At 63.3% G+C, this 26,245-nt stretch carries 23 protein-coding genes and 1 pseudogene; 7 read left to right on the forward strand and 17 right to left on the reverse strand.

Going from position 1 to position 26,245, the window contains the following annotated elements; genetic code table 11:
- Positions 1-119: 119 nt before the first annotated feature.
- From PE061_RS20330 to PE061_RS20410, 17 genes and pseudogenes are all read right to left on the reverse strand, one after another.
- A complete protein-coding gene (locus tag PE061_RS20330) occupies positions 120-572 on the reverse strand; it encodes a single-stranded DNA-binding protein (RefSeq protein ID WP_003050391.1) in 453 nt (150 codons plus the stop codon).
- A 73-nt stretch (positions 573-645) separates the two neighbouring features.
- A complete protein-coding gene (locus tag PE061_RS20335) occupies positions 646-1,173 on the reverse strand; it encodes a DUF3158 family protein (RefSeq protein WP_003050393.1) in 528 nt (175 codons plus the stop codon).
- A complete protein-coding gene (locus PE061_RS20340) occupies positions 1,170-1,964 on the reverse strand; it encodes a PFL_4669 family integrating conjugative element protein (RefSeq protein WP_271256966.1) in 795 nt (264 codons plus the stop codon). Before PE061_RS20340 ends, PE061_RS20335 begins: the two co-directional genes overlap by 4 nt.
- A 419-nt stretch (positions 1,965-2,383) precedes the next feature.
- Positions 2,384-3,616 (reverse strand): STY4528 family pathogenicity island replication protein, encoded by a 1,233-nt coding sequence (locus tag PE061_RS20345; protein WP_271256967.1) that lies wholly within the window; start codon positions 3,614-3,616, stop codon positions 2,384-2,386.
- A 3-nt stretch (positions 3,617-3,619) separates the two neighbouring features.
- The gene (locus PE061_RS20350; RefSeq protein ID WP_003050401.1) at positions 3,620-4,180 is read right to left on the reverse strand and encodes a DUF2857 domain-containing protein; all 561 of its coding nucleotides are present in this window, start codon (positions 4,178-4,180) and stop codon (positions 3,620-3,622) included.
- 14 nt (positions 4,181-4,194) lie between these two features.
- On the reverse strand, positions 4,195-5,868 hold the full coding sequence (locus PE061_RS20355; protein WP_013520767.1) for a ParB family protein: 1,674 nt from the start codon (positions 5,866-5,868) through the stop codon (positions 4,195-4,197).
- Positions 5,861-6,130 carry a hypothetical protein gene (locus tag PE061_RS20360; protein WP_003050422.1) on the reverse strand — a complete coding sequence of 90 codons (270 nt, stop codon included), beginning with the start codon at positions 6,128-6,130 and terminating at the stop codon, positions 5,861-5,863. Before PE061_RS20360 ends, PE061_RS20355 begins: the two co-directional genes overlap by 8 nt.
- Entirely contained in the window at positions 6,114-6,989 is an 876-nt protein-coding gene (locus PE061_RS20365; protein ID WP_003050424.1) for a ParA family protein, read from the reverse strand. The genes PE061_RS20360 and PE061_RS20365 overlap by 17 nt, the downstream gene beginning before the upstream one ends.
- 42 nt (positions 6,990-7,031) lie before the next feature.
- Positions 7,032-7,244 carry an AlpA family transcriptional regulator gene (locus PE061_RS20370; RefSeq protein WP_003050427.1) on the reverse strand — a complete coding sequence of 71 codons (213 nt, stop codon included), beginning with the start codon at positions 7,242-7,244 and terminating at the stop codon, positions 7,032-7,034.
- A gap of 119 nt (positions 7,245-7,363) precedes the next feature.
- A complete protein-coding gene (locus PE061_RS20375) occupies positions 7,364-8,110 on the reverse strand; it encodes a hypothetical protein (protein WP_003050429.1) in 747 nt (248 codons plus the stop codon).
- A gap of 228 nt (positions 8,111-8,338) precedes the next feature.
- Entirely contained in the window at positions 8,339-8,692 is a 354-nt protein-coding gene (locus PE061_RS20380) for a hypothetical protein (RefSeq protein WP_128457255.1), read from the reverse strand.
- 417 nt (positions 8,693-9,109) lie between these two features.
- Positions 9,110-10,456, reverse strand: a complete 1,347-nt coding sequence (locus tag PE061_RS20385; protein WP_271256968.1) for a hypothetical protein — start codon at positions 10,454-10,456, stop codon at positions 9,110-9,112.
- A gap of 146 nt (positions 10,457-10,602) precedes the next feature.
- The gene (locus tag PE061_RS20390) at positions 10,603-13,164 is read right to left on the reverse strand and encodes a TonB-dependent receptor (protein WP_271256969.1); all 2,562 of its coding nucleotides are present in this window, start codon (positions 13,162-13,164) and stop codon (positions 10,603-10,605) included.
- 79 nt (positions 13,165-13,243) lie between these two features.
- On the reverse strand, positions 13,244-14,182 hold the full coding sequence (locus PE061_RS20395) for a FecR family protein (protein WP_271256970.1): 939 nt from the start codon (positions 14,180-14,182) through the stop codon (positions 13,244-13,246).
- 11 nt (positions 14,183-14,193) lie between these two features.
- Positions 14,194-14,760, reverse strand: a complete 567-nt coding sequence (locus tag PE061_RS20400; protein ID WP_271256971.1) for an RNA polymerase sigma factor — start codon at positions 14,758-14,760, stop codon at positions 14,194-14,196.
- Positions 14,761-15,224: 464 nt separating this feature from the next.
- Positions 15,225-15,519 (reverse strand): annotated as a pseudogene (locus tag PE061_RS20405) (HAD family hydrolase); the annotation flags it as partial.
- Between the two features lie 97 nt (positions 15,520-15,616).
- Positions 15,617-16,228 carry a TetR/AcrR family transcriptional regulator gene (locus PE061_RS20410; protein ID WP_271256972.1) on the reverse strand — a complete coding sequence of 204 codons (612 nt, stop codon included), beginning with the start codon at positions 16,226-16,228 and terminating at the stop codon, positions 15,617-15,619.
- 105 nt (positions 16,229-16,333) lie between these two features.
- Here PE061_RS20410 and PE061_RS20415 point away from each other — a divergent pair, with 105 nt between their 5' ends.
- The 7 genes from PE061_RS20415 (at position 16,334) to PE061_RS20445 (ending at position 26,058) form a co-directional block, all read left to right on the forward strand.
- Positions 16,334-17,440, forward strand: a complete 1,107-nt coding sequence (locus PE061_RS20415) for a serine hydrolase domain-containing protein (protein WP_271256973.1) — start codon at positions 16,334-16,336, stop codon at positions 17,438-17,440.
- Positions 17,441-17,479: 39 nt separating this feature from the next.
- Complete coding sequence (locus tag PE061_RS20420; protein ID WP_271256974.1) at positions 17,480-17,827, forward strand: RidA family protein; 348 nt, start codon at positions 17,480-17,482, stop codon at positions 17,825-17,827.
- A gap of 73 nt (positions 17,828-17,900) precedes the next feature.
- Positions 17,901-19,172 carry an FAD-dependent oxidoreductase gene (locus PE061_RS20425; protein WP_271256975.1) on the forward strand — a complete coding sequence of 424 codons (1,272 nt, stop codon included), beginning with the start codon at positions 17,901-17,903 and terminating at the stop codon, positions 19,170-19,172.
- Positions 19,173-19,349: 177 nt separating this feature from the next.
- Positions 19,350-22,010, forward strand: coding sequence for a LuxR C-terminal-related transcriptional regulator (locus tag PE061_RS20430; RefSeq protein ID WP_271256976.1), 2,661 nt, complete (start codon positions 19,350-19,352; stop codon positions 22,008-22,010).
- Positions 22,011-22,193: 183 nt separating this feature from the next.
- Entirely contained in the window at positions 22,194-24,464 is a 2,271-nt protein-coding gene (locus PE061_RS20435) for a TonB-dependent receptor (protein WP_271256977.1), read from the forward strand.
- Positions 24,465-24,525: 61 nt separating this feature from the next.
- Positions 24,526-25,326, forward strand: a complete 801-nt coding sequence (locus tag PE061_RS20440) for an aspartate/glutamate racemase family protein (RefSeq protein WP_271256978.1) — start codon at positions 24,526-24,528, stop codon at positions 25,324-25,326.
- 171 nt (positions 25,327-25,497) lie between these two features.
- Positions 25,498-26,058: a GAF domain-containing protein gene (locus PE061_RS20445; protein WP_271256979.1), complete on the forward strand. Its 561-nt coding sequence runs from the start codon at positions 25,498-25,500 to the stop codon at positions 26,056-26,058.
- Positions 26,059-26,245 lie beyond the last annotated feature (187 nt).

Raw genomic sequence — 26,245 nt, forward strand, 5'->3', positions numbered from 1 at the left:
CGGGAGCCGCGATGTTCGGGAGCGCGCGGAAGCCGGTGGACGCTGATGGAGCTATCCCCTGGGGATAGCTCGCGAGGACATGGGGGGCGGCAACGTACTGCGGCCGCCCCCACGCCGGATCACTTCCTGCGCTTGGGCTCCTTCGACGCTGCCGGTTCCTGGGCGGCCTGGGGCTTGGGCTGCGCGTCCTGTGCGGTCTCCTGCGATTTGGGGCTCAGAACGACGGACTCGATGCGGAACGGCAGGATGCCGACGCTGCGCGCGTTGATCTGCCAGGTCTCGCGCGGCTGATCCTCGTTGTCGGTCCAGGGTTCGCGCTCCATGCGGCCGACGACCAGCACGCGCATGCCCTTCTGGTAAAGGTCCTTCCAGTGTGCGGCGTCGCGGTGCCAGATTTCCACCGGCGCCCAGAAGCCGCCGCGGTCCTCGAAGTCACCGCCCTTGGTGGGAACGGGGTTGTCGAAATACACGTTCAGCCGCAACAAGCGCCGCGGTTCGTCGTTGCCGTTGGGGAACTCCCGGTACTCGGGGGGCGAGCCGATGTTGCCTTCGCCCGAAAAATGCGTGCTCATGGTGCAATCTCCTTGGTGGTTGAAATACCCGTGCCATGTCGGCGTCGGGCGCGTGCTGGGGTGCCCGACGCGATCACCGATCGCGCACTCCGGGGGGTATGGACGCGAGCCGGCGCAGGTAGGCGTCTTCCGCCTCGGCGGCCTTGCTGGCGCACTCCTGGGCCTGCCTACCCAGGGTGTGCAACAGGCTGATCTGCATGTTCAGCGTGATGCGCTGCAGCTCGATCGCGTGCAGGTCGGCCAGCAGGTTGACCGGCGTGCTGGTGCTCGCCATCAGCTCCTGCCACAGGGCCACGCCCATGGCCGAGCGGTCGTTCCTGCGCCAGCGCAGGAACGTCGTTCCCGCGCCAGTGGTCTGCTGGGCCAGTTCCACGGGCAGCAGATGGAAGGGATGCCCACCGGCCTGTTGCAGCACTTGTCGCTGCGCCAGGCCGATCAACTCGTCGCGCATGGCGAAGCACTGGCTGGCCCAGGCCTCCAAGTCCCCTTTACCTTTAAAAGGCTTTAAAAGGCCTTTTAGAGAGGCCGCGTGTTCCAGGCGCATGAAGGCTCCCTGTTGCAGGCCCCGGAAGTAGCGGGTCGGCTGGTTCAGATCGCTCATGCGGATTCGTCCTCGCCGGCAGTGGCTGCGCCTTCGGACGGGTCGGCAGCAGCGGCCGCATCACCATCGACGCTGGTAGCGGCTGCGGCAGGATTCTCACCGCGCTGTTGCAGACCACGGCGCACCATGGGTGGCGCAAACGTCGAGCGGCGCGTGCCTTCGAGCACGTCCTGCGGCAACTCGCCGAACTTCTCCAGCGCGGCCCGCGCTGCGGCATTCTTCGCCGCGAAATCGTCGCGGGTGCAGCCCGAATAGCGATACTGCTGGGCCAGCGAGAACAGGCTGCGCAGCGCGTGCGCGCCCTCGTTGAGCCAGCGCTCCAAAGTGCTGCGGTCGATCAGCGCGGTGTGGTGGGCGAGGATCAGCTTGCGCGCGATGTCGTCGTAGTCGGCCAGGAGATAGACGGCGGCAAAGCCCAACTGCGCATTGACGAACAGCGGCAGCTTGACGGGCTGCACGTTGAGGTTCTCGCCCAGGCTCAATGCCGCAGGCACGCCCGCCAGTGCCTGGTCCACTTGTTTGCGCAAGGTCTGCAGCGTGGTCCTGGTCTGGTCGAGCTTGTCCTCGATGCGCAGCATCCACCAGTCGCTGTAGGGGTCGTCCTGCTCCGAGCCGCGCTTCATCTTATTCATCACCGCGATGTAGCCGTTCAGGCCGACGATGCCGGGTCGCCCTTCGGCGGCGGCGCGGCCGTGCCAGATGCGGGAAGCGTGATGCGTGTGCAGCGTCAGCGACATCGCGCTGCGCAGGGAGCCGAGGTTGAGTTGCAATGGTTCGTTGCTGGTTGCCATGGTGAGCGCTCGCAGTTGGACAGGGAGCCGCCAGCATCCGCATGCAGCGGAAGGCAGTCAGTCAACAAACCGAAATGAGCCGGCCCCCGGTTCTATGCGCGCTGGCGGCGCAGCGCGCAACGGTCCCTTGGAGGCCGGAGCATTCACGTTGGCGCTCCGTGCCTCGGTCGTTGACGGTATGCGTACTGCACCGCACGTCGCGCTGCCGTTCGACACGATCCTTCGCCGCGCAGCCGTCCCCAGGGGACCGTTCCGTTGAGCGCCATGGAGGTCTGCTTCATGGTCTTGCAGGCGCTCTACTCAGGTTTTGCGCAGCATGTCGCGCCGTCGTCCGGCGTTTCACCACACAGCCGTCCCCTGGGGACCGTTTCTGCCGACCGCCAAGGAGGTCTGCTTCATGGCCTTGCCAGGCCCTGCGCTCAGGATTTGCGCAGCAGATCGCGCAGGCGCTCGATGTGCTGCCGGGCCACCGCGGGCGGCACGACGTTGCGCGGCGGCTCGGGCGGTGGCGCTCGCGCCGCCGATGGTGTTGGCGCTGCCGGGCTGGTCTGCTTGGCCCACGCATTGAACTCGCCGCGCATGGCGCGCTGGATGATGCCGAACAGGTACCCGGCGGGGTTGCGGATGCCATGCTTGCCGCACCGTGCGGCCCACTCGTCCAGCACAGCCTGCCGCAGGGCAGCGTCCACTTGCTGCAACGCCATCCTGGCGCCGGCTTGCTGTTCCGCCTTCAGTTCCGCGAAACGCTTGGGCCATTGCAGGTCGCCCAGCGCGCGCGCCTGCGCGGTAGTACGTACTTCATCAATACGACTACTACGTACTGTACGGTCCTGCTTCGGATTCCGAAGAGCGCCGTCTGGCGCGGGTTTCGGCCCTGCTTCGGATTCCGAAGAAGGGCGTTCGCCATTCCGAAGAAGGCTGGCGGGCCCTTCTTCGGAATCGTGGATCGCATCCTCCTGTGGATAACTTGCGGTGGCGGTGATGCCCTGGTCGGCCAGGCGCTCGGCGAGCACTTGCAGCCGCGACGGCAAGGTGCGTCCGGACAACATCGGGTCGTCCGCGATCTCCTGGAGGGTGTTGAGTCCCACCACCTGGACGGCCTTGGCGGAATGCCCCAGCGACTGGCTGACCAGGGCCAGGTAGTCGGCGTCGAGCTGCATGGCCTCGAACAGTGTCAGGGGTTCGTCGTGCAGGACGTAGAGGTTTCCGAGGATGCGGCCGGTCTTGGGGTCGCGCCGTCGTCGCACGAGGCTCAGCCAGCGCGTCAGGCGCAGCAGCGTCAGCGCCCGCGCGACGGTCTCGTGGGAGGCTTGTCCCGCGCAGGGCATGGACGCCAGCCATGGGCGCAACTGCTCATAGGTCGGGAACGTCGTGACGCCGTCGTCGTTGAGCATCAGCCGGAACACCTGCCAGGCGTTGCGCTCCAGCGGTGTCAGGCGGCGGTCGACGAACAGCCGCCGCGGCACGCTCTCGTGCCGATTGCCACTGAATAGGAAGGCGTCGCCGGACGCCGCAGGCGTGGGCACTGCCATGGGCGCTGGCGCGCGGGGATTTGGATTGGGCGTGAGGTCCTTCAGCGCAGCGTCGAACAGGTCGGCGAGTGCGATGGGGCCAGGGCGCTGGGCTCGTGGGGCGGTGTCGTCCACGGCCATGGCCTAGTCCAATCCCTGATCGACCCAGTTCCTGATCGCGGCCCAGACCACCGAGAGCGGCAGTGACATGCCCTCGGCCAGGTCCATGGCCGCATCGAGAATCGAGGTCTCATCCTCCAGATCGACGTTCCTGCTGCTGGTCACGGCTTTCCATTGCCGCCAAAGTTCGGTGTCCTGGGTCTCGTCCAGGACGGGGTGGCGCCCCTTGCGCTTGGGCAGGCCGAGGATCTCCCGCCGCAGGGCGACTTCCTGATGGGTCAGGCCATAGAAGCGGCTGACCATCTCCGTGCTGGCCCCCAGCCGCAGCATGCGATCGACCGTGGCGATTTCCTTCTCCACGTCCTGTGCCTGGTTGAGCAGGCGCTGCAGCACTTCGCGGTTGACCGTGACCGAGCACCACGAGACGCTGGCGTTGGCCAGCACGCTGATCAGCGCGGGGTGCTTGAGCGCATCCAGCTCGGCCTCGCCGAAGCCCATGGCCTTGCAGCGGCGCAGTTGGCCGTTGCGAAGGTCATACAGCGCCTGGGCAATCACGGCCTGGTTGAGCGGATGCGATGTGGACATGCGGCCTCCCTCGCTCACGTCCCGGGCGCCGTGGTGCCGGCTTCCAGGTCCAGCAGACGCCGGGCCAGGCGCAGCAGCCGAAATAGCTTGACCAACGCCGTGTCGCTCAAGCGCCTTGTGCAGTCGCCGTGGTGTTGACCCTGGCCGTGCAGCAGTGCTGGCAAGTCGGCGGCGAGCTGCGCGCCATCCACGCCCGCTTCAGCAGTGGGCTGACCCGTCAGAGTGATGAGCAGCGCCAGCACCGCCCGGCCGAGCGGCGATGGTGCATGGGCGGGCGCGCAGCAAACGAAGCCGATGCCATCGGAGCGATCCTCGATGCACTCGTCCAGGGCTGCCTCCCCGGCGATCTCGCGCGCGAACTGCGCGATGTGGATGCGCAGCCGATCGGGCGTGTCCAGGCCGGCGTCGATGTACCAGACGTCGGAGATCGGATAGAGCCCGCCGGCTTGCACCGGGATGGACTGCAGCACGCTCGCCGAGAAGTCGGGCGGCAGCGCATCGCCCAACTGGTCGGCAACCATGCGCTGGATCGACTGCAGCCGTTCGGTCGTCGGTGCCGGCGAGACGATGTGCTCGAGAAGCAGATCGCCTGGTGCGGCCGCGGGGCTTTCCGTTGTCGTCTCTCGGGCCGTATCCTCGCGCAAGGTGGGCTCGGACGCCGGAGGGCTGGCGGGTGGAGGACTGGCCGCCGCTGCAGGCTTGGCGATGGACGATGCTACGCCCGGGGGAGGCGGCGTGCCGGCGGTGGGCGAAGGCAACGCCGGCGGCGCCGCAGGTGGCGTCGGGTCACTGACCAGCGCCCGGTGGCGGCTTTCCGATTCGGTCAGGTCCAGCGCCAACACGTCGTAGCCGATGCCCAGCAGCTCGGACATCTGGCCGATCAGCTCGTCCTGCACGCGCTGCGTCGCGAACTCGTCGCCCTGCGTGTCGAACTGCGCCAGCACCTCCTGAAAGAAGCTGTCGAAGTCCAGCGGCAGCGTGCGGTCCTTGGCATAGTGCTCCCAGGTGCGCTTGCAGGCCGTCCGCATGACCGACAGCCGCTCGACCTGGTGGCGCCCCAGGCCGCCATAGAGCACAGTGGGAATGGCGGGCAGCAGGTAGCGCACCGCGTCGGCCATGCGGGTGATGTGCGACCGCTGGACGGGGAACCCATCGGCCGCCAGGCGGCGGGCCAGTTCCGACTGGCTCAGGGCGGCGCTACTCTCCTGCTCGTAGAACTCGCGTGCTTTCTCGACGCCGAGCGCGCGCTCGATGAACGTGAGGCCACCGCGCAGTTCGTTCTCGGCAAGATGCCCGGTCAGCGCGACGATTTCACCGCGCTCCGGCCATGGCCGAAACAGGCACGATATGCGGAAGAAGCGTTCGTCCTTGGTCTCCGACCAGAGTTCGCGCAGGATCGCCAGCCGCGTGTTGCCGCCGTTGCGGATGATGTAGTGGTCCTCGCCGGGCCGGCGGGTGATGGCTGGCGCCGCGTCCAGGCCGCGCTCGCGGATGGACGCCTTGATTTCCTCGTAGGCGGGGTTGCGCTTCATGCGCGGGTCATGGTCGTAGGGCCGCAGCTGGTCCAGCGTCACGACCATGGGCGTGTCCGCGATCGGGTCGCTCAAGGCCGTAGCCGCTGGGCCGCTGCGCTCGAAGCCGGCCGCGAGCAGCTTGCCGGCCATGTCCTGCGAGGTCATGTCAGCCATGGCCGCACCCCTCGCAGTCCCCACGACCGCCGGCCGGCGCCATGCGGGCCTCTCGCTCGGCGCGGCGGATCTGCGCACGGGCGTTCAATTCGGCCCGGTGGTCGCTCGCGGTCGAACTGGTGTAGATCGCCGCGCAGCCGGCCTTGGTGAACTTGAGGTGCCCGCCCGGCGTGCGCTTGACGTGCCAGCCTTCACCGACCGCGAACTCGATCAGCGCGCGCAGCCGCTTGTGGCCGCGGGCCAGTTCATGTGCGTTCGCCATGGGACCTCCCGGCATCAAGAGGACGTGGCGGGCGACCGGACATTGCGGCAAATCTGTCCTGCCATTGCGGGAACAGCTCGCTCGCGAGCGCGCGCATCGTGTCGAGCGAGGCCGGCGCGACCCTGCCGGGCGGCTGGCGGTGCTCGACCCGATGCACCGGCAGGCCGCGCGTCGCGGCGCGCGGATAGGCTTCGATGGCTGGCACGTCGGTGGCGAGCACGCGGATGCCGGCATGGTCTTGGAACAGGTCGCGCAGGGCCTGCTGGATCAGTCGGGCGTTCGCCGACACCGGGTGGACGCGGTTGATGAGCAGGTGCAGCGGCGGCGGTTCGATGCCCAGGTGCCGGTACGGCGCGATGTCTTCGAGCAACTGCATGGTGCCGCGTCGAAGCTCCCGGGCCGCGAGGATTTCCGGCGTGACGGGCGACAGCGCAAGGTCGGAGGCGAGCACCGCCATCTCCAGCAGCACGGAACGCGCGCCCTGGGTGTCGATCAGCACCAGGTCGTAGAGGGGAGCAAGTGCTGGCAGCAGATGCCGCAGCCGCAGGCGGCCATCCGGCGCATGCAGCAATAAGGTGTTCAGCTCGCCCCGGTGGTCGTTGGACAGCACCAGGTCCAGGCCCGCGATGATCGTGCGGGACACGAGCTGGCCAAGGTCGCGCTCGTTGAAGGCCAACAGCTCATAGATGCCGCCCGGCGCGCGCTGGGTCAGTTCGTAGTAGGAGGACAAGGTGGGCTGCACGTCGAGATCGAGCAGCAGCACGCGCAGGCCCGCGTCCGCGGCGAGCCCGCCCAGGTTGGCGGCCGTCGTGGTCTTGCCGACGCCGCCCTTCGTTGAAATGATGGATACGACCTGCATGGCGCTCTCCGGCTGGGAATGGGAAGTCCGCGGGAGAACGGGTCAGGTCCGGTGGTTGAGGCGCTCGGCGATCCACTGGTCGATTTCGATCGAATCCCAGCCGACGGCGCGCACGCCCAGGCGCAGCGCCTGGGGAAACTGGCGCTTCTTCATCAGGTTGTAAATGTGGGCGCGTTTGAAGCCGGACTTGGCTTCGACTTCATCGAGCCGCAGGATGCGGCGCTCGTTCGGCGGGAGTACAGGGGGCTGCGACATGGCGGTCACTCCTGAACGCTCGGTGGCGTTTGTTGGCGTGACCTCTATTCAATAGACCTGGCTGCGGAAAGACATTGCAAATGCAATCTCCGCGGTTGCACATACAAGCTGGAAAAACCTCATGCGCTTGCGCTACGGACGTACTTCCTGGCGTTGGCGAACTTGCCGTTCAAGGTTCGCTCCGTGATGCCCATGGTGCCGCCGAAGTGGGCGACCAATGCCGAGACGAGTGCCTCCTGTGTTTTGAAGCTGGAATAGGGCACACCCGAAGGGGACTGGCCCAGCATCAGCGTCAGCATCCCGCCGATGATGTTGAGATACGTCGTCTCCGCTCGCTCGCTGATCTCGCATTGCTTGGAAGCCAGCAGCGCGGTGGACTGCTTGAGCAAGGTGTCGCGCTGCTCCTGCAATTCCTGCATCTGGCGACGCGCATGCTCCAGGGCCGCCTGAAGGGCCAGTCGCTCGATCAGGATCGCCTGTCCTGTTTCCAAGGTGATAAAAGGATGCGCCATGCGTTCGCCACGGCTGAACAGGAATCCTGGCCGGTGCTCGGGATAGTGGTTGCGCATCCAGCGCTTCAGATCGACATGGCGAACGGTCAGATCCGGCGACTGCAGCAGCTTCGGATCATTGAGCGTGATGCCGTTCTGGCCGTAGGGCAGCTCCCCGTTGAGGATGCCGTCATAGATACGCTCCGAGTACAGCCGGCACTCATTCCATCGCGGGCAATTCAACGATGGAGGCAGGAAGCGCGGTGACGCGATCGCAGCCAGGATCATCGGCAGGTACCGCAGCAACCCGGCCCACCGTATGGCAGCCTCGATGGGACGATAGAACACCTTCGATGTTGGAATGTCCTTGTGCATGTCTTCGTCTCCTTTCGGAAGCGCTACATCACCGGCTCCTTTCTTGCCCTGCCAAGGGCTGCTGTGTCGTTATGACCTTCCGCGGGTGCCTGGGAAGATGCCCTGAACGTAGACGGGCGAGGTGATTGGTTTGGCGTCCGCTGTAGGTGGCCTCGTCTTGCTCGTTGTGCAAGAATCGATCGGTTGCCGGCCCATCGAGCGATGAGGACGAAAGCTCGATATTGGCGCTCACGGTACCAGCGTCATGCGCTGCGCTGTTCCCCGCAAAACCGATTTGGTATGGTCTGATACGGCGATGGTTTCAGAAGCTGCGATCAACGGCTTCTGTTCTCCGGGACCTAGGGTCGGCAGAGAAAATCCGGCGGTGTCATATCTGCCCCGGATGCTGATATAGCGATATAGCATCACCCGCGCAGGTCCAGATGACTGCCAACCTGAGATTCGATGCTCACAAGTCCGTAGCAGTTGGTCTACTTGCTCTCTGGTTTCGAGACTGGAAGTGTTGTCGTCCGGTCCGAGGTAGATGGGCGGGGTGATGAATGCCCTGGCATTCCAGGAAGTGGCTTTGCCTAACATGCTCATGGTAAAATTCCCCAGGCTTACTTTGGAATTCCGTTCGGGTGTACTCGGGCCGAGTTCTGGCTTTTAAATTCAACACTTTGGTCTGTCCATGACCCGTACCGCTTCGACCAACATCGCTCTGTGGTGGCGCTTCCAATAGGAAGCGGCATGTCGTTGCGGTCTTGACCGCACCTTGCCGCCGTACCGGCAGGCAAGGTTTCAAGAAGGCTCCCCGGCACGGCGGCTCCAAGATTTGAGGAGATTGCCCGATGCCCTTGGCACCCCAGCCCCGTCGTAGAACTGATGCCCCGCGCGCTGTGTCGCCGCGAGGGGTAGGTCTGTCCGCCCAGTCTCAGCACTTGGCCCTGGCATGCGGGCGCCGTCGCTGCGTCAGTACACCGCACTGGCGCACGCCAAGACATCTCTCAGGAGCCCTTGCTACCTTGAGCCAGCACATGCTCGCGCTTCGTCCATCGCAATCAACTGTCGATGTGTGTAATAAAGTGGGTAATGGAGGTTGTGTTTAATGGAAAACATTAATGAAATCAAGGACTTAGAATCATGAGACTCTTGATGGTGGACAACGACGAGCGGCAGGCGACCACCCTTGTAGCCGGGCGGGAGCACGAGATCGCCCCACGTGTCGAGACCGACGTTGTTGGTGAAGAACAGCCGCCGCGACGTGCCGAGGCGGATGTTCCGGAATTCCGGGTTCGGATCGAAGACGGTGGTCGACGCGCCTGTTGCCGGATCAATGGCGACGATCCGGCGCGGCGTCACTGCGTTCTCGCGCAGGCAGTAGAGCTTGCCCGATGCGGCTGTGCAGCCCTGCAGAACGTCCTCGCCGGCCACCAGCTGTACGGGATCGCCCTTGCCGGGCGTCCAGCGCCAGACTGCCATGTCGCTGTGCGCCCGTCCCTGCTTTCGAACGATAAGCAGGCTGTCGCCGAGCCAGGTCAGCCCGGCAATCTTGCCGGAGCAGGCCTCGGCTGCGCACCCGATCCGCTCACCTCCGGCGTTCTCGACATGGATGCGAAGCGGCCCAAGGAAGCCCTCGCGTGTGGTCCAGGCGCGGCCGTGCGCTGACCGCGCATCGAATTCGGAGCGCGCGCCAAGCGTGACATCAGCTCCCATCTGCGCCGCTTCGCGCGCGTCCGCCGTGCGAACTCCGCTTCCGTCCGGCGCTGCCGACAGGATCACCCGCGGATGCTCGCCTGTGATCTTCGGGAAGGCACCGGTCGTCGGATTGAAGCGGTCATCGTAGAGATAGCCCGACCGTCCCTCCTCGGCGATCCGCGCGCGTGTTTCCCGGATTCCGGGGCGGATACCGACAAGGACGCGCGCGCTGTCGCCGGTCCAGCCGACCGTCTCGGCATCGTCGGCAAGCGCCGTGACCGCGTTGGCACCGCTTCCGTCCGCCGCGGCGCGCCAGACCTGCACGACGCCGTCCAGCTTCTTCCGGTAGGCGATCCAGCGTCCGTCGGGCGACCAGAACGGCACGACGAGATCCGGAAAGCCCGGCTGTTCGAGCATGCCGCGCAGGATGTAAGAGAGTGTGATGAGTTCGCCGCCGGTGTCGACGGTGCGGACATGTCCACTCGCGAGATCGAGAACGGCCAGCGCGCGGCAGTAGCTGTTGGTTTCGGGATGGGCGCGATTGACGATAAACGCGAGCGCCCGGCCATCGGGCGAGACCGAGAGCGGGCTGTGGCTCGAGGCCATGCCACCTTCGGGAAGGCCAATGTCGCGCAGCCGCATCAGGTCGTCGGGTACGAAGTTGCGCATTGTAGCAGCAGGCGCGGACGCCTGCGGGAGAACGTCAGCGCATGGCGTTTCGGCCTCTGCACCGTTGCAGGCCAGCACGCCTGCAAGAGTTGCGCCGATAGCGCATGCGTGGATACCGCCTCGAGTCGAAAGCGTGCGGAAGAGACTTACCATGTCTTGCTGACTCCAAGGCTGATGAACCGCCCGACGGCTGAGTAATTTGTCGAGTCGTAGGGCGTGTCGTAGTAGAGCGTCGTCCGGATCGGATCGGGACGCGCGTTGAGGACATTCTCGGCGGCGAGCACGAATTCCAGACTGCCAAGGAGACCGCCGCCGCGCGGTGTCTCGAAGCGCACCGCGAGATCGAGCGTTGTCGTCCCCTCGACATCATCGGGAGGCATCTGCCGCATGTCGGTAACCCCGCCGGTATAGTTGAGATGCGCGTTCAGCCCGAGTGGCCCCGCGCTCCAGTTTGCGCCGGCGCGTGCACGCCAGTGCGGCGGGTTGAACAGCCGGCCCGCGAGCGCCAGCTCGGGCTGCAGTGCGGTACGACGCTGTGTGCTTTCGAGCCAGGTCGCGTTGAGCGTAAGGTTGAGCGTGCCTCCGGCAATGGCGGTTTCGTAGCTTGCCAGCGCATCGAACCCGCGGATCGTCTGATGCCCGGCATTGACGTAGCGGTTGTTGACAATTGCAGTCACCGAAGCCGGATCAAAGACTCCACCAGTGCTGTTGAAAAAACTGTCCACCGAGGCGATAGCGGTATTCACTGCGCCAACGTCCGGATCGCGGGAAACCAGATCGGCGTAGGCGGGATCGGCGAGCGCCTGCGCTGTCGTCACGATCGGTGTAACGATGCGGTTCCGGTAGCGCGTTTCAAACCAGCCAAGCTCAAGCCGCGCGCCTGCTATCGACGCGGGCTCAAACACGACCGACGCCGACCAGGTTCGCGCACGTTCGGGCGCGAGTGCGGTGTTGCCACCGATCAGCAGCAGCGCGGTTGCGCCGGGCGTTGCGGTGCCGCCGAGGCGGGTTGCGGGGACGAGCGTCGCCGACGGCGACTGATAGAGCTGCAGGAAGGTCGGCGCGCGAAACGACCGGCCCCAGCTGCCCTTCAGCGTCACACCGGCGAAGGGCTCGTAGATGAGGCCGAGCTTGGGCGTCACCACCGTATCGATATCGGGGTAACGCTCGTAGCGGAGCGCACCACTAAGGTTCAGACGGTAGACGCCCGGAACAGCCATGGCCGGCGCGACGAACGGCAGGTTCAGCTCCGCGTAGGCAAAGTTGCTGTCGCGCGTCTCGTTGATGTCGAGCTGCGGCGCAAGCGCGCGGCGCAGTTCGAAGGCATTCTGCCGGTAGCCGCCGCCTAGCGCGAGGCGTGCACTGCCGCCGGGTAGCGAAAACAACGGACCATCCGCGGCAAGCTCAATCGAGGTCGCGGAATTGCAATAGCAATTGGGGCCGTTCAATAGGATGCTGTCGCCAAGGATGTTGGCGATCGTGAAATGCACGCGGTCCTCGCCGTACATCGTGGAGAGGGCGGCGCGCCAGCTGCCGAGATCCACCTTGAGCGCGGGCGCGATCGCAAAGGACATGCTCCGCGTCCGGTTTTCCGCGCGGCTCACATCGAGGTCGCCGGCTGTGTTCAGCGGGAAGATAGATGCCTTCCAGCGCTTGTTGTAAAGTGCATCGAAGGCGAGCGTGACCTTGTCCCCGATCGTCTGATGCCCGCTCACAAGCCCGTTGTGGTGCTTGAGGAAGGGAAACAGCGTCACACCCGGGGTCACATCGGCGGCATAGCTGCGCTGCCGCGCGACGATCGGCGAGATGCGCGAGAATTCATAGGCGCCCATGAGACCGCCGCTGTCCCAGGTGCGCCCGGCCAGAAGTCCGTACTGCTGCTGACCGTTGCCGCCGTCGGTCGATGCGCCCCAGCGTGCCCGCGTCCGCACACCGTCGAAATCGCGGCGGAGAATGATGTTCGCGACACCGGCGACAGCATCCGAGCCGTAGAGCGCCGATGCGCCGTCCGCGACGATCTCGATGCGGTCGACGGCATCGAAGGGAATCGCCGAGATATCGACGCTCTGCAGCGCCGACGAATAGGACAGCCGGTGGCCGTTGAGGAGCGTCAGTGTGGCATCGCTGCCAAGCCCGCGCAGGTTGAGCGACGTGCCGCCGCCGATGTCGACGCCGCTCGCCTCGGGGACATTGTTGCCGATGCCCGGGTTCTGCCCGCCCCCAAAATTCTGCGGCAACGCCCGCATCGCATCGGCGAGCCCCGCCTGCCCCGCCGCGCGCATCCGGTCAGCGCTGACCGCGATGACCGGCGAGGCAATGGGCGCACCCCGAATCCGCGTGCCAGTGACGACGATCGGTTCGTCGCCGCTGCGTGCGCCTACAGATTCGGCGCGGCGGATCACGAGTGCGCCGTTCACACGCTCCGCGGCAAGCCCCGTTCCTGCAAGCAATGCGCGGACGGCATCATCGGGGGCGTAGGCGCCGCGTAGCGCCGGCGCTGCAAGTCCCTCCACGAGCGCCGCCGGCGCGATGATTTCGGTGCCCGACCGCGTTCCGATTTCGCCGAGCGCGGCACCAAGCGCCTGCGCGGGCATATCGTAGGTCTGCGCATCGGGTCCCTGCGCGAGCACCGGTGCGCTGTTCGCCAGCAACCAGAGCGCGACAAGACTGGGCCTCACGGCATTTTTCTGCCGTTTCTTCTGCGTCATTTATTCCTCCCTGTGGACGCCTCGGGATGAAGCGTTCAGGGCGGTTGACGCCGGGGGCGGCAAACCCCCTACGCGGTTTTCAGAAAGATCGCGCTTCCAGCCGGATAGTGCCGCCCGGGTCGCGAACGACCACAAGGTCGAGCGTTGCGGCAAGCTTGTCGGCAAGGCGCGGGTCGCCAAGGCGCATGGTACCCGATACCTTGAGCGCGCCCAGCGCCGGATCGGCCAGTTCGATACGAGTACCCGGCGACCGGTTGGCCTCCGCGACAAGCTGGCCAAGCGGCAGGCGCTGCGTCACCAAAAGGCCTTCGGTCCAGTGCGCAGTGCCCGCAGGAGCAGCGGTAATGCCCGCATCCCCGCCCTTCGTCACAATACGCTCGCCCGGGTTCAGCGTCGCAGGCTTCGATGCGTTCGCCGCGCTGACATCGACCACACCTTCCAGAAGCGTCACTTCGGCGCCGGTATCACCCGCCGCGACGTCGAAGACGGTGCCGCGCGCGACGACGCGGGCGCCCGCGGCAAACACGACGAAGGGCCGCCTGGCATCATGCGCAACAACAAACCGTACCCGGCCACGATCCAGCCGGATCCGGCGTTCGGCGCCTGAATATTCCACGGCAAGCGCGCCGCCGCCGTCCAGAAGCACTGATGAGCCGTCAGCGAGCCCCCATGCGCGCCGTTCATCATTGGGGCTCGCAAGTGCAAGAACCTTCGCCGGGACGTGTTCGGGCGGCATAGGAGACCCGGCCGACAACAGGCTGACGCCGAGCAGGAGGAGCACGATTGCCGCAGCGGCTGCCAGTGGTTTCCAGCGCGCGGAGCGTTGACTGCCTGCCGGCTGCTTCCGAAGGCTACTGCGGCCGGCCGTGTTCCAGATCTCCTCGAGATTGCGGTACACTCTCGCGTTTTCAGGAACCGCGTACCAGGCCTCGAACGCCAGGCGGTCATTCGCAGCTTCGGGGCCGCGCATGCGCGCATACCAGTCGCTTGCCTCGGCAACGCGTGCGTCGCCGTCCACGGACCGGGGCGTCACTCCGTCTTGCCCAGTTCGCGGTGGAGTGCGCGCAGCGCGAGCGAAATGTGCTTCTCGACGGTCTTGACGCAAACGCCCATGCGCGCCGCGATCTCGGGGTAGGTGAGTTCCTCGAAGCGATGGGCCATGAAAATCTCGCGCGTTCGTTCAGGGAGCGCCAGAATAGCAGCATCAATGCGGCGAAGCATATCCCGCGCTTCGAGCCGCGCGTGTGGATTTTCTGTCGCCGGGATTTCCTCAATGTTGACGGTGGACGGCTCGCCCCTCCGCGCCCGTTGGCGCGCGGTATCCTGCAGCAGGTTGCAGGCGATCCGCGTCAGGTAGGCGCGAGGTTCGTCAAGGGTGGGTTGTGCGTCTGTCGAGCGGCCCAGAAAGCGTGCAAATACGCTCTGGACGAGATCCTGCACGACATCGGCTTGCCTCGCCCGGCGTCCAAACAAACGGCGAAGGCGTGGTGCCTCCTCTCGGTAAAGCGCTGCAACGTCGGGCGCCCTCGCCTCGGCAACACGCGCATGAAATTCGTCATCGGCGGGATCGGCTGCACTCCAGAGGTTCAGCTGCATCGAGCCACCCCGCAGCCGGCTTCCCGCCCGCCTTCCCTGCTCTCCCGCTGCCTCGCCACGATCCGATGCCTCCCTTGCGAGGCACGGCGGAAAGCCGGGTGATGAGAACATGCTTGAGGCATGCGTCAGCGCCTTTAGTCCCGAAAGACCTGTACATACGCGCCAACCACCCGGCAGAATTCCGGCTATTGAACTCAAGCGAGGTTCTCACGCCTCGGCGCCGCAATATCTGGCGGCGCGTCATAAGGATAAATCAACGACTTTGAATTGCAACGCCGAATGCAGACATTGTCGATGAATGCAGGCGGTACTGGCGAGGGTCAAGCCGTTGTGACGGACACAAGGGCGGTCGATATAAGCCCCGCGATCGGCTTCTGGCGTTCCTCGATGCATTATGAGACGGTGAAGCGCTTGGGATTGGTGGTCCGCGTCCGGTGTTAGTTTCCGACTTGCCTGAAGCGCTTGGGAATGGTGCGATCACCAACATGTTCGTGTCCGTCACGGGCGATGGCCTGTGCCAACGGATGATCCGAAAGACTTTCTACTGCGACGGCAATCGCCATCAACTCATCCTTGGAGATACCCGTCGCGGGGCTGATACGCCGGATACGTGGCTCGCCGTTCGTCAACGTCCCGGTCTTGTCGAACGCAATGGCCCTAAGTGAACCCAGCAATTCGAGTGGTGCGCCACCCATTACAACCTCCGCGCGCCGCTCGGGCGACGCCAGACAGAACTGCGCTGGGCGTTGCGATCGCAAGGGTGTTCCGGAAATCCCTGTTGACCTAGTCATATGGGCAGGTGTGTCCGGTAGATGTCGCTTGCTCATGCAACTGCATTGCCGCCTGTTCCGACCCATCATTTGGGATCGGTCGCCGCTGGAATGCCCAGCTTGGCTTCGACGATCTCCTTCCATTTGGCCAGATGCGTTGCGATCCATGGCTCTGTTGCGGGGCTGCGCCTGATGCTCCACAGCCCGCGGGTCAGATACATTGTGAGTTCGACCAGCAGATCCGGCTCGCCGTCCGGAGCATCTGTAAAGAGGTCGCGCCACAGCGAACTCATTCGTGTGATGCGACTGATGCTTGTTTCTTCGAACCGCGCGCTGAGGGAGGGGTCGACCCTGCCAGCGAGGGACAACTCGATGTCAGCCGTTACCATAGGTTCAAGGGTTATATCGCTCCAGAAGCACTCGAAGATTGCGTCCCATCGCTCCCGCAGGCCGGACTTGCTGCGCCCGACCTCTTCATAGCGTTCGATTAGCCGCTCAAATACATAGTCGTGAACGGCCGCGAACAGGGCTGCTTTGTCGGGAAAATGGTGGACGATAGCTCCGCTTGTTACCCTCGCACGAGCGGCAACCTGCGCCAACGTCGTCTGCCGATAGCCCAGTTCCTGCAGACTCTGCACCGTAGCTGCCATTAAACGTTCGACCGTATCCTTCGATCTGTCTTCCTGCTTGCGCCGCATCAACACTCCCGCACCTGTTCAATGCCACGTGGATAGCCCCTGTTGACGAGAAGGTCATCTCCATTTACATAATAAGCGCTTAATATGTAAGTGAGGAGACGAGCATTGCTCGATGGGGACGCGCGCTACGCAGCCCGCTTACAGGCTATTCTGGACACAACGGTACGGCACTTGGGCAACGAAGCAGCGCTCGCGGGGATCCAATGGTCCAACGGCGAGCGGCTTGTGCTCGCTGCCGGCACTCACAAGGCAGGGCTGTCCTTACGCAGACCCGAGGACGCCGTGATCATGATCGCGAGCCAGACCAAGACGCTGGTGGCGGCGTGCATCCTCAAACTTTTCAGGCAGCGCGGTCTCAGCCTCGATGCCAGGGCGTGCGAGTTCGTGGAACTTGGTCCGATCGATGCGCCAGTGACGATCAGGCAATTGCTGACATGTACGTCCGGGCTGGGGGAATATGACGACCTCATGTTTACGCCCGACTATCGCGGCGACGTTACCCTATCCCCCGAAGAACTCATAAAGCTGACAGTCCTGCGAGGACCGAGCGGCCCGCCGGGCGATCATTTCGAGTACGCCAATATCAATTTCGTCATCCTCGCTCTGGTCGTCGAGGGCATTTCGGGACTCGCGTTCGAAGAGGCGGCGAGACAACTGATCCTCAAGCCGCTCGGCCTTGTCATGTGGTTTGCGGCCCGTGAGGAATTGCCTGCAGCTCAGATGGTCTCGGGCTACTGGCAGTCGCGCGATCGCGAGCCAGTCCACATTGCTGAGCTCGATCATTCCGCCGCCTTTGCAACCGGCGATGCGGCATGCTCTGTATCAACGGCGATCGATTTCTGGGCGGGTCTGGCGGATCCGACCAATCCCAGCGGGATTTCTCTGGCCGATCTCGCTGCTGAAAGCGTTCAAGCTCCATTGCGCGTGCGCAAGCCAGCCTCGCTTGGCGTGCAATATGGCTACGGCCTGGAATTCCGCAGTTGGGCCGGTGATCCAGTTGTGGGCCATCCCGGCTCCATCCACGGCGCCCGCTCCGGGTCATGGGTCGATCTCGAGAAAGGCATCGTGACGACAGTCTACGTCACCAGCCAAGCACAATCGACGGAGGACCCTCGCATTGCTGCTTTGCGGTACCCTGGACCTGCTCTTTACACCGCGATGCTGCAGACAGCCTACATTCTGGATGATCTGCACCGTCGAGGCGCTGCTTAGCCTCCGATCGCACGACTCATCACATGATCAAGCGGGACCATGAACATGCCGCATTTGACGGATGCCATCGCAAGCCTTCCCTTCGTCTTCGTTTCAGGCCGACTTGCGCTGGGGCCGAACGGCAAACCGGTCGCGGCCGACGTCGGTGCACAAACAGATCTGTGCCTTGTCGCCGTAGAAGACGCGCTCAAACCCCACGGCCTCGACCGGCGCCACGTGGTCAAGACGACGATCTGGATCACGGCTCCGGCACATTTTGCCGACTTCGACGAACGTTACGCGTTATTTTTCGGCGACATTCGCCCGGCTCGCTCGACGGTCGTGTCCGATCTCGTAATCCCGGGATGCCTTGTAGAGATCGAAGCGATTGCCCGCCTGGAGCGGTGAGCTGCGTCATCCTTCTAGCCAATTCGCCGCAGCGCAGATGGAAATCACGCGGCGTAGCCCCTTGGAGTTGACCATGGTGTCCAAGTTGGATGCGGATCTGATTGTCGTAGGCGGCGGTATCATTGGCATGACCACTGCCTACGAGGCAACGCGGCGGGGACTCGCCACCTTGCTTATCGAGGCGCGCGAGGGGGTGGGTCTCGAAACAAGCTTCGCGAACGGAGCCCTCCTGACCCCATCTTCCACCGAGCCCTGGAACGCGCCAGGCGTCCATCGCCTCCTGCTCGCCTCGCTGTTCGACCCAAGCTCCGCAATGAAGTTGAGGCTGCATGCCATCCCTTCGTTGCTGACCTGGGGACCGCAGTTTCTCTATCACGCGAATCGTCGTCATCATGAGCGGGCTACCCGCGCTAACTTCCTGCTTGCTCAATACTCGGTAAGCAAGACGCGGCAGGTTCGCGAGGAACTTGGTTTGCATTACCGGCATGCAAGCACCGGCACGATCAAGCTATTCCGCGATCATGCTTCGCTTCAGGCTGGAGCTGCGGCGGCACACAAGCTTGAAACATTGGGCCTCAGATTCGAAATGCTTGATCCAGCGCGGGTCGTCACCGTCGAGCCCTCGCTAGGTGCCGTGGAAAGCGACTTGGCAGGGGGGCTGCGATTCCGTGGAGACGAGACCGGGGATGCATTCGCGTTCTGCCAACGCCTGCAACAGGAGTTCGCAAGGTTGGGTGGTCGGATAGTAACCCAGGCAAAGGTCGAGAAGATCGCGTATCAATCCGAGCGGCACGCTGTCGTGCGGACGACCGGAGGCGATTTTCAGACACGGAGCGTCGTTGTCGCAGCGGGCGGGCAGTCTAACAAAATTCTCAAAGGGCTGGGTCCGAGCCTGCCCATTCGGCCAGCGAAGGGCTATACCGCAACCTATAGTGATGTCCCCCCGGGCGGACCGGCGATCCCAGTCATCGACGACACGTTTCATTGCGTGTTCGTGCCTCTTGGCAAGGACTTGCGCATTGCTGGAACGGCCGAATTCACCGGCAACGATACGCGAATTGCAGGCGACCGAGTTGCAAATCTACGCAGGCTGCTGAAGCAACTTTTCCCGCAGCTGGCTGAAAGTCTCGCCGATACCGAGCCGCGAGCCTGGGCGGGCCTGCGGCCGATGAGCGCCGATGGAATGCCGTTCATCGGCCGCCTGGGTACCCGCAATTTGTTCGTCAATGCGGGCCATGGCCATCTCGGCTGGACATCGGCGATGGGGTCCGCAGCGATCGTGGTGGACGCAATACTCGAGGAGCCGAGCGCCGTCGATGCATCACCGTTCCGGCCGGAGCGCTAGACATGGAACAGCATGAAATTTCTGCTATAGTCGCCGCGTCGCCAGCCTTTTTCTCCGGTTCCTTCCGCGACGGGGACCGTGCGAGGCGGCTACCAGCGGCGACATCCTCTGTGTGGAGATATCGATCAATGTCCAGAGGTAGCGCAGAAACAATCGTCAACTTGGTATCCGTGTAGCATGTCGAACAGCCGAAACGGCGAGCTGCGCTGGCTCATTCGCGCGAAGCTAGATCCTCCCGCGTCCGAGCTGCAGCTCGTGCAACGTACGCAGCTCTTATCGATGCTCGACCGTTGCCATGGACACCGATTCAGCATGATCGTCGCGCCGGCCGGTTTTGGCAAGACCAGCCTATTGACGCAGTGGCGGCGCCAACTGCTCGGGCGGGGAATAAAAGTCGCGTGGCTGACGCTGGACGAGGCGGACAGAAATCAGCACCAGTTCCTGTCGTACGTGATCCTCGCGCTAACGGAGGCGGGAGTGGCACTCAGCCCTCTCCGCCCAATAACGACCCAAGGGCTGACTGAAAGCGAGCTGAAGCCAAGCATTCACGCGATAATGGATGCCGTCCGCAATCATTTAGCCCCAGTCGTACTGATCCTGGATGATTATCACCGTGCGCAGTCGCCGCCGGTCAATCAGCTTTTGTGCGACCTGATCGCCGGCGCGCCCAGCAATTTCTCGATCGTGATGAACAGCCGCGCGAAGCCGCTCATAAATCTTCCGCAGCTGATTGCGACGGGACATGCGATCGAGATCGACGCCGACGCGCTCCGCTTCTCACCGGACGAAACCCGAGAGGCCTTCAACCGTCCGATCAGTGACGAACGCCTGTCGCGGCTCCATGAACGCACCGCCGGATGGCCGGTCGTCGTTCAGCTCACCCGCGTGCTCATCGGGGACAATGACAGCGAGTGCCTGGCACTTGATTCCTTTACAGGCAGCAGCGGTCACATCGCAGCTTATCTGACCGAGCAGGTGCTCGCCGCCCTTCCCCCCGATCTGCACAACTTCCTGATCCACACGTCGATCCTGGAACGGTTCAACGCCGAACTCGCCAATGTCGTGACCAAGCGCCGGGACGCGCTTGACGTGATGCAACGCCTTGAACCGCTCAACGCACTGGTCGCTCCGGTCTCCGAGGCGCATGGCTGGTACCGCTACCACCAGCTGCTTGCCGAATGCCTGCAAGATCATCTGCGACGTCGCTTTCCGGATGAGGTGCGGGGGTTGCACAGCCGCGCGTCGGCTTGGTTCGCGGAGCAAGACAATGTCATCGAAGCCGTGCGGCATGCACGCGCAGCTGGGGACTATGATCGATGCGCTGTGCTGATCGAGGAGGCGGGCGGTTGGGAACTGATCCTGTTCGGCGGCATCGGTTATCTTCGAAACCTGCTGCACAATATACCTGCGAACCTGCTCGGCCGTTACCCGCGGCTCCAGACCGCCCGCGCCTATCTCAGCATTAAGGATGGACATCTTCGAGAGGCACGAGCGCTGGCCGACGCCGCCCGGGCATGGCATGACCAGGATCCGACGAAAGCAGGGTTGGCGCGAGATCTCCTCAACGTGGGCGCCTTACTTGACGTCTATGAGGACCTGCCAATCGGACCGCGCGACCTGGAAGCCGTCGAGGCGCGCCTCGCGTCGGTGGCGCCGAGCGACGCCATCACCATCGCAATCCTGACCAGTCAGCGCCTGCTCTTTCTGATCGCTCTTGGTCGCCTCACCGAAGCGGAAGATTGCGTGCAGACGATGATGCGTGCGATGCGGCAAGGGCGCACCGTATTGGGTCTCAATTATTGTTTCCTCCATGCCGGCTTAATCGCCATGTACCAGGGACGTTTCGAGGCTGCCGATGCGCATGTCGCGATCGCCCGCCGGATGGCCGAAGACAATTCCGGCGCGGATTCCGGACTCCGGTTCCACGCAGATCTTCTCTGCGGCGTTTTGCGCCACTGGCAGGGCCGGCTGGTTGGCGAGGAACGCGATAAATTCCTGACGGCAGCCAAACATGTCGAAAATTATGACGGGTGGCTCGAGCTCTATGGAAACGGGCTCGACGTCGAGGCGGATTTACAGCCCGAAGCCGCTCTCGCGCGCGCCGAACGCATAATCGAGGGCCGCGGCTTAAAGCGACTGGAACTGCTGGTCTTGTCGCATCGCCTGCGCAACGCAGTGCGGGAGGGTCGCACGTCGGAGATGGATGGCTTGATTCAGCGGCTGCGGCAGCGGCTGCCGGATCGGGTCTGGGTCGACGACCCGTTCCTGTGGCGCCCCTTTGTCGAAAGCCGATTGGCTTTGGCGAATGCGCTTTCCGTACGCGATCGCGGTTTGGCGTTGCGCCTCCTTGAAGACGCTGAGGCATGCTGCGCCTCCGTGGGTGCCGTGATATTCCGGATCGAGGTGCTCGTCCTGCGCGCTTATCTGAACGACCTGGCTGGTGACCGTACCCGGGCGCAGACGACATTGCTCGATGCGTTGAACCGGGCCGCGCCGGAGCGGATATCGCGTCCCTTCGAACGCGGGATCATGCCCCTCCTTCGATCCCTGGCACGACAAGAGCAGGATGGGCCGATCGAAAGCCTCACCCTCAACTTCATGAAAGAACTCGTGAAGCATCACCCGATATCGGGCGGAACGCAGGACATCATTCTGAGCCGTCGCGAACAGGAGGTCCTAGGGGAACTGGCGGCAGGGCGAACCAATAAGGAAATCGCGCGCGTGCTGGATGTGACCGAGCATACGGTGAAGTTTCACCTCAAGAACATTTTCACGAAGCTTCAGGTCGATCGGCGCACGCAGGCGATCGCCAAGGCCCGCGATTTGAAATTCCTGTAGATTCCTCAGCTTTCCCCCTACCCGGACGGGTAGGTTTCTGTCAGCCTGGGCACCGAACCTAGCCAGATTTTCTTCTCATCTATTCTCCGTTGAGCTTGTCGCCACGCCTCTGGTGGGGGAACAGATTAGCGATCTGCACTAACAGGCTTGGCCAACAATGCCAGGCGCAGCACAGGGGGGAACATGACCAAGCGATCGAAAACCTATGTCGTCAGCGCAGCCGCATTGACGGCCGCATTCCTGAGCAGCGCGACACCCGCGCTCGCCCAAACGGAAGCAACGACCGCTGCTGAGGCGGACCCTGCGGCAGCAGAGGAAACCGGTATCGAGGAGATCTTGGTTACCGCACGTTTTCGCAACGAGAGCCTGCAAAAGGTGCCTGTGTCCGTCACGGCCTTTTCAGAAAAAATGCTTGAGGACGCGCAAGTGAACGACGTCGCCGATTTCATCGGCATGACGCCAAACTTGTCGATCAACAAAACGCAAAGCTCCGGCGTCTCATTCCTCACCATCCGCGGCATTTCGCAGGTGCGCAACGGCGAGAGCCCGGTGGCGACCGTCGTCGATGGCGTCCAGCAGGTGACGTCGCGTCAGTTCACTCAGGATCTGTTCGATATTGAACGGATCGAAGTTCTGCGCGGACCGCAGGGCGCGCTCTACGGCCGCAACGCCATCGGCGGAGCGATCGTGATCACCACCAAGCAGCCGACGAACGAGTTCGAGGGCAATGCGCGCGTCAGCGCCGGCCGCGGCGACGATTATCGCCTGCAAGGCTCGATGAGCGGGCCGATTATCGACGACAAATTGCTGTTCAACCTTGCGGGAAGCTACCGGAATTTCGGTGGGCTTCTGAAAAACGTCTATCTCAACAAGATGGCCGATGGATCGGAGGAGCTGACGGTTCGCGGCCGCCTCCGCGCTTTCCTTACCGACCGGCTGACGGCAGACCTGCGGGCGAACATCAGCACCGTGGAATCGGGCGCCGGCAACTTCCAATTCCAGGGCGCCAATTACGATCCGGCCCGGCCCTGTTTCCTGGATCCCACCAATCCGTTCGGTGGCCCTGCCCCGGATGCCGACTTCGTGCAGCGAGATCTATGCGCGACCAACCTGGGCCACGGAACGCGCGACATCACGGAAGTCTCGTTCAAGCTCGATTATGACGCGGATGCCTTCACGATCACGAACATCCTGTCGTGGAACAAGATCGTCGAGTATCTGGGGAGCGATCAGTTCCCATATACCGCGTCGGTCGATGTGTTCGGCACGGATGGCACACAGACGCAATATGAAAATCTGAAGGCCTGGTCGAACGAGATCCGAATTGCCTCGCCGGCAACGCAATCCTTCCGCTGGATGTTCGGCGCTTATTATCTCGACACGAGCCGCTACATCTCGACCACCACGGGCGACGACAATCTTCAGGGCATCCTGAAAGTCAAACGGCAGCCATTCTTCAACGATCCGCGCAATCCCACCCTATCCTTCCTCGCGGACGACAATGGCAACAAAGCCTGGGCGTTATTCGGCAACCTGGCCTATGACATCACCGACGGGTTGGAAGCATCAGTCGCGCTCCGCTATGACGAGGATAGGCGGACCCAGTTCGTAGTCCCGTTGAGCACCGGTCCCCTTCCGACGGGCTGCACGACCACCGCGACGGAAAATTGCGACCGCACGGAGACTTTCAGCAAGCTTCAGCCGAAGGTCACGTTGAAATATCAGGTCAATGACGATGTCAGCATCTTCGGATCCTGGGGCATCGGCTTCCGCAGCGGTCAGTTCAACCAGGCCGGCGTCGCCGCGGCGGCGGGGCTGCCGGGCGTGTTCGACGTGGTGAGGCAGGAAGAGGCGTCTACCTTTGATCTGGGCTTCAAGAGCCAATGGCTCAACCGTCGTCTCCGCATCAACGGCTCGATCTTCACGACCGAAGACAAGAATCCGTTCTACTTCGTCTTCGTCGGAAGCGTCGGAGCGCAGGTGCTTGTCAACATCGACAAGGTCCGGCTGTATGGCGGTGAAATCGAAGCTGTCGCCAACCTCGCGCAGGGCTTGGATGTCTATGCGAACATTGGCTACACCCACAGCGAGATCAAGGAATTCGATTTCAGCCCGGCAACGATCGGCAATTGGGCGCCTTATATTCCCCGCGTGACCTGGGCGGCCGGCGTTCAATATCGCACGCCGATCACCGAAGGCCTTCGCCTGTTCACGCGCGCCGATATCGAGCATCATGGCAAGCAATATTGGGACCCGGACAATTCGACGGCCCGCTCCGGCTATGAGTTGGTCAATGCGAGGCTCGGCCTGGAGGACGCGGGGGACGTCTGGTCGCTCACCGCATCCGTCAGCAATTTGTTCGACAAGGCCTATAATTCGGAATGGGTGTTTGGCGGCTTCGGACACCCGGCGCAGCCACGGACTTGGAGTGTCGAACTGAAGTACAATTTCTAAGAAAAAACAGGGGCAGGCGGTCGACCCGCCTGCCCCACATTTTTACTTCAGGAGAAGATCCATGGCCAATTCGCCGCCCCCCGTTCGGATCCTTTGGGTCAATCCTATCGGCTCTCCGGATTATGATCAGCCAATGGGCGAGTTCATGCGCGGCATCAAGAATGCCGACACGCAGATCAACGTCGTCTCCTTCCGCGCTGGCGGTCCCCAGCATCTCGAATTTCGCACCTACGAAGCGCTCGTCATCGGCGACATCATTCGCGCCGCGCGCGATGCCGCGACAAGCGGAATGGACGCGATGGTCATTGGCTGCTTCTATGATCCCGGCATCGAAGCTGCGCGGGAGATATCCGGATCGACAGTCGTCGTAGGACCCTGCCAGGCCGCAGTGCAAATCGCCGGAAACCTCGCCAATCGCTTCTCGGTCATTGTCGGACAGAATAAATGGATCCAGCAGATGACGGAGCGGGTCCACACTTATGGATACGGCGATCGGCTCGCTTCGATGCAACCCATCAATATCGCCGTCCCGGACCTGCAAGCGGATTGCGAATTCACAGCGCGCCAGATTATCGAAGCTGGCCGGCGTGCCATCGATGAGGACGGCGCCGAAGCTCTCATTCTGGGCTGCACCTGCACCTTTGGTCTGTTCGAGGCAGTGCAGAAGGAGCTGAAAGTGCCGATCATTGACCCGATCAACGCAGCGCTCAAGATGGCCGAGGCTCTGGGCGGCATGAAGCGTCAGTTCGACTGGGCGCCGAGCCGGGTCGGAAGCTGCCTCCCGCCTCCCGAAGCGGAAATAGAAAGCTGGGGCTTGCTGCCCGCCGGTGCCGGCATCGGCAATCGCTACCAGGTCGTCTGAGAGGAAAGCGGCGACCGGAGAGCATCGCCATCGCTGATGAGCAATTGCTCTCGAGACATCCCGTCTGAAGGGGTACCGCTGCATCGCCCGGCGGGGAGAAAGCGATCGTTGCTCATCTCTCGTGCAACCAAACTGCCGCGCGCAGATCCATTGAAATGACAGGAAAGATCGATGAGTGATTTGAGCAACCAACATACTGCCGCGACGACGACGATCGAGGAAGCCAAGTCCTTATCTCAGGCATTTTTGGCAGTGGCCGGAGCCCTTCGCGGATCAGGCCAGCCGGACGCGGTGTTCGCGGTGCTCGAACGACTTTACATGCAGCGCGTCGGTTTCAAGATGCTGACCTTCATGACCACCGACCGGGAGGCACGGATCGGCCGGCGCGTATTTACCACCAGCCCTGAAACCCATCCGGTGGGCGCCGACAAGCCGGTGACCGAGTCCGACTGGGTTGAGATGGTGCTGGATAGGCAGGAGATTTTCGTCGCGAACAGTGTCGAGGATTTTCGTCCCCACTATGTGGACTGGGAGTTCCTGCGCGAAATGGGGATCGGATCCGCGATCAACTATCCTATCGTCGTAAATAGGACGACCATCGGAGCGGTCAATCTAACGGCCGAACCTGGTTATTATACGCCGGAGCGCGTTGCAGCCGGCGAGCCGCTTAGCGGCCTGTCGGCGATTGCCTTTCTGCTGCTCGACCATTTGGCCAATCGCCGCCAAGGCTGACGGGCCCCTGCCCGTCCCCCGCGACAACAGAAAAGCTACCCTCTCCAGGCGAGAGGATCCCCTTCTTGCGCGGGTGCGTCGGACGTCAGCCATGCTTGACGTGCGACCGGTCCATGCCGACGCATCACGAAGGCGGCCTAACGGGACGCCATCTCCGGGAAGAGGCGCTGCAGCGACCCGGAGGCCG

The organism is Sphingosinicella microcystinivorans (assembly GCF_027941835.1).
Lineage (GTDB): Bacteria > Pseudomonadota > Alphaproteobacteria > Sphingomonadales > Sphingomonadaceae > Sphingosinicella.

Bases quoted from the DNA above. Each gene is read 5' to 3' on its own strand.
- PE061_RS20330 (WP_003050391.1), bottom strand. From the start codon at position 572: ATGAGCACGCATTTTTCGGGCGAAGGCAACATCGGCTCGCCCCCCGAG.
- PE061_RS20335 (WP_003050393.1), bottom strand. From the start codon at position 1,173: ATGAGCGATCTGAACCAGCCGACCCGCTACTTCCGGGGCCTGCAACAG.
- PE061_RS20340 (WP_271256966.1), bottom strand. From the start codon at position 1,964: ATGGCAACCAGCAACGAACCATTGCAACTCAACCTCGGCTCCCTGCGC.
- PE061_RS20345 (WP_271256967.1), bottom strand. From the start codon at position 3,616: ATGGCCGTGGACGACACCGCCCCACGAGCCCAGCGCCCTGGCCCCATC.
- PE061_RS20350 (WP_003050401.1), bottom strand. From the start codon at position 4,180: ATGTCCACATCGCATCCGCTCAACCAGGCCGTGATTGCCCAGGCGCTG.
- PE061_RS20355 (WP_013520767.1), bottom strand. From the start codon at position 5,868: ATGGCTGACATGACCTCGCAGGACATGGCCGGCAAGCTGCTCGCGGCC.
- PE061_RS20360 (WP_003050422.1), bottom strand. From the start codon at position 6,130: ATGGCGAACGCACATGAACTGGCCCGCGGCCACAAGCGGCTGCGCGCG.
- PE061_RS20365 (WP_003050424.1), bottom strand. From the start codon at position 6,989: ATGCAGGTCGTATCCATCATTTCAACGAAGGGCGGCGTCGGCAAGACC.
- PE061_RS20370 (WP_003050427.1), bottom strand. From the start codon at position 7,244: ATGTCGCAGCCCCCTGTACTCCCGCCGAACGAGCGCCGCATCCTGCGG.
- PE061_RS20375 (WP_003050429.1), bottom strand. From the start codon at position 8,110: ATGCACAAGGACATTCCAACATCGAAGGTGTTCTATCGTCCCATCGAG.
- PE061_RS20380 (WP_128457255.1), bottom strand. From the start codon at position 8,692: ATGAGCATGTTAGGCAAAGCCACTTCCTGGAATGCCAGGGCATTCATC.
- PE061_RS20385 (WP_271256968.1), bottom strand. From the start codon at position 10,456: ATGCGCAACTTCGTACCCGACGACCTGATGCGGCTGCGCGACATTGGC.
- PE061_RS20390 (WP_271256969.1), bottom strand. From the start codon at position 13,164: ATGACGCAGAAGAAACGGCAGAAAAATGCCGTGAGGCCCAGTCTTGTC.
- PE061_RS20400 (WP_271256971.1), bottom strand. From the start codon at position 14,760: ATGCAGCTGAACCTCTGGAGTGCAGCCGATCCCGCCGATGACGAATTT.
- PE061_RS20410 (WP_271256972.1), bottom strand. From the start codon at position 16,228: ATGCGGCGCAAGCAGGAAGACAGATCGAAGGATACGGTCGAACGTTTA.
- PE061_RS20420 (WP_271256974.1), top strand. From the start codon at position 17,480: ATGAACATGCCGCATTTGACGGATGCCATCGCAAGCCTTCCCTTCGTC.
- PE061_RS20425 (WP_271256975.1), top strand. From the start codon at position 17,901: ATGGTGTCCAAGTTGGATGCGGATCTGATTGTCGTAGGCGGCGGTATC.
- PE061_RS20430 (WP_271256976.1), top strand. From the start codon at position 19,350: ATGTCGAACAGCCGAAACGGCGAGCTGCGCTGGCTCATTCGCGCGAAG.
- PE061_RS20435 (WP_271256977.1), top strand. From the start codon at position 22,194: ATGACCAAGCGATCGAAAACCTATGTCGTCAGCGCAGCCGCATTGACG.
- PE061_RS20440 (WP_271256978.1), top strand. From the start codon at position 24,526: ATGGCCAATTCGCCGCCCCCCGTTCGGATCCTTTGGGTCAATCCTATC.
- PE061_RS20445 (WP_271256979.1), top strand. From the start codon at position 25,498: ATGAGTGATTTGAGCAACCAACATACTGCCGCGACGACGACGATCGAG.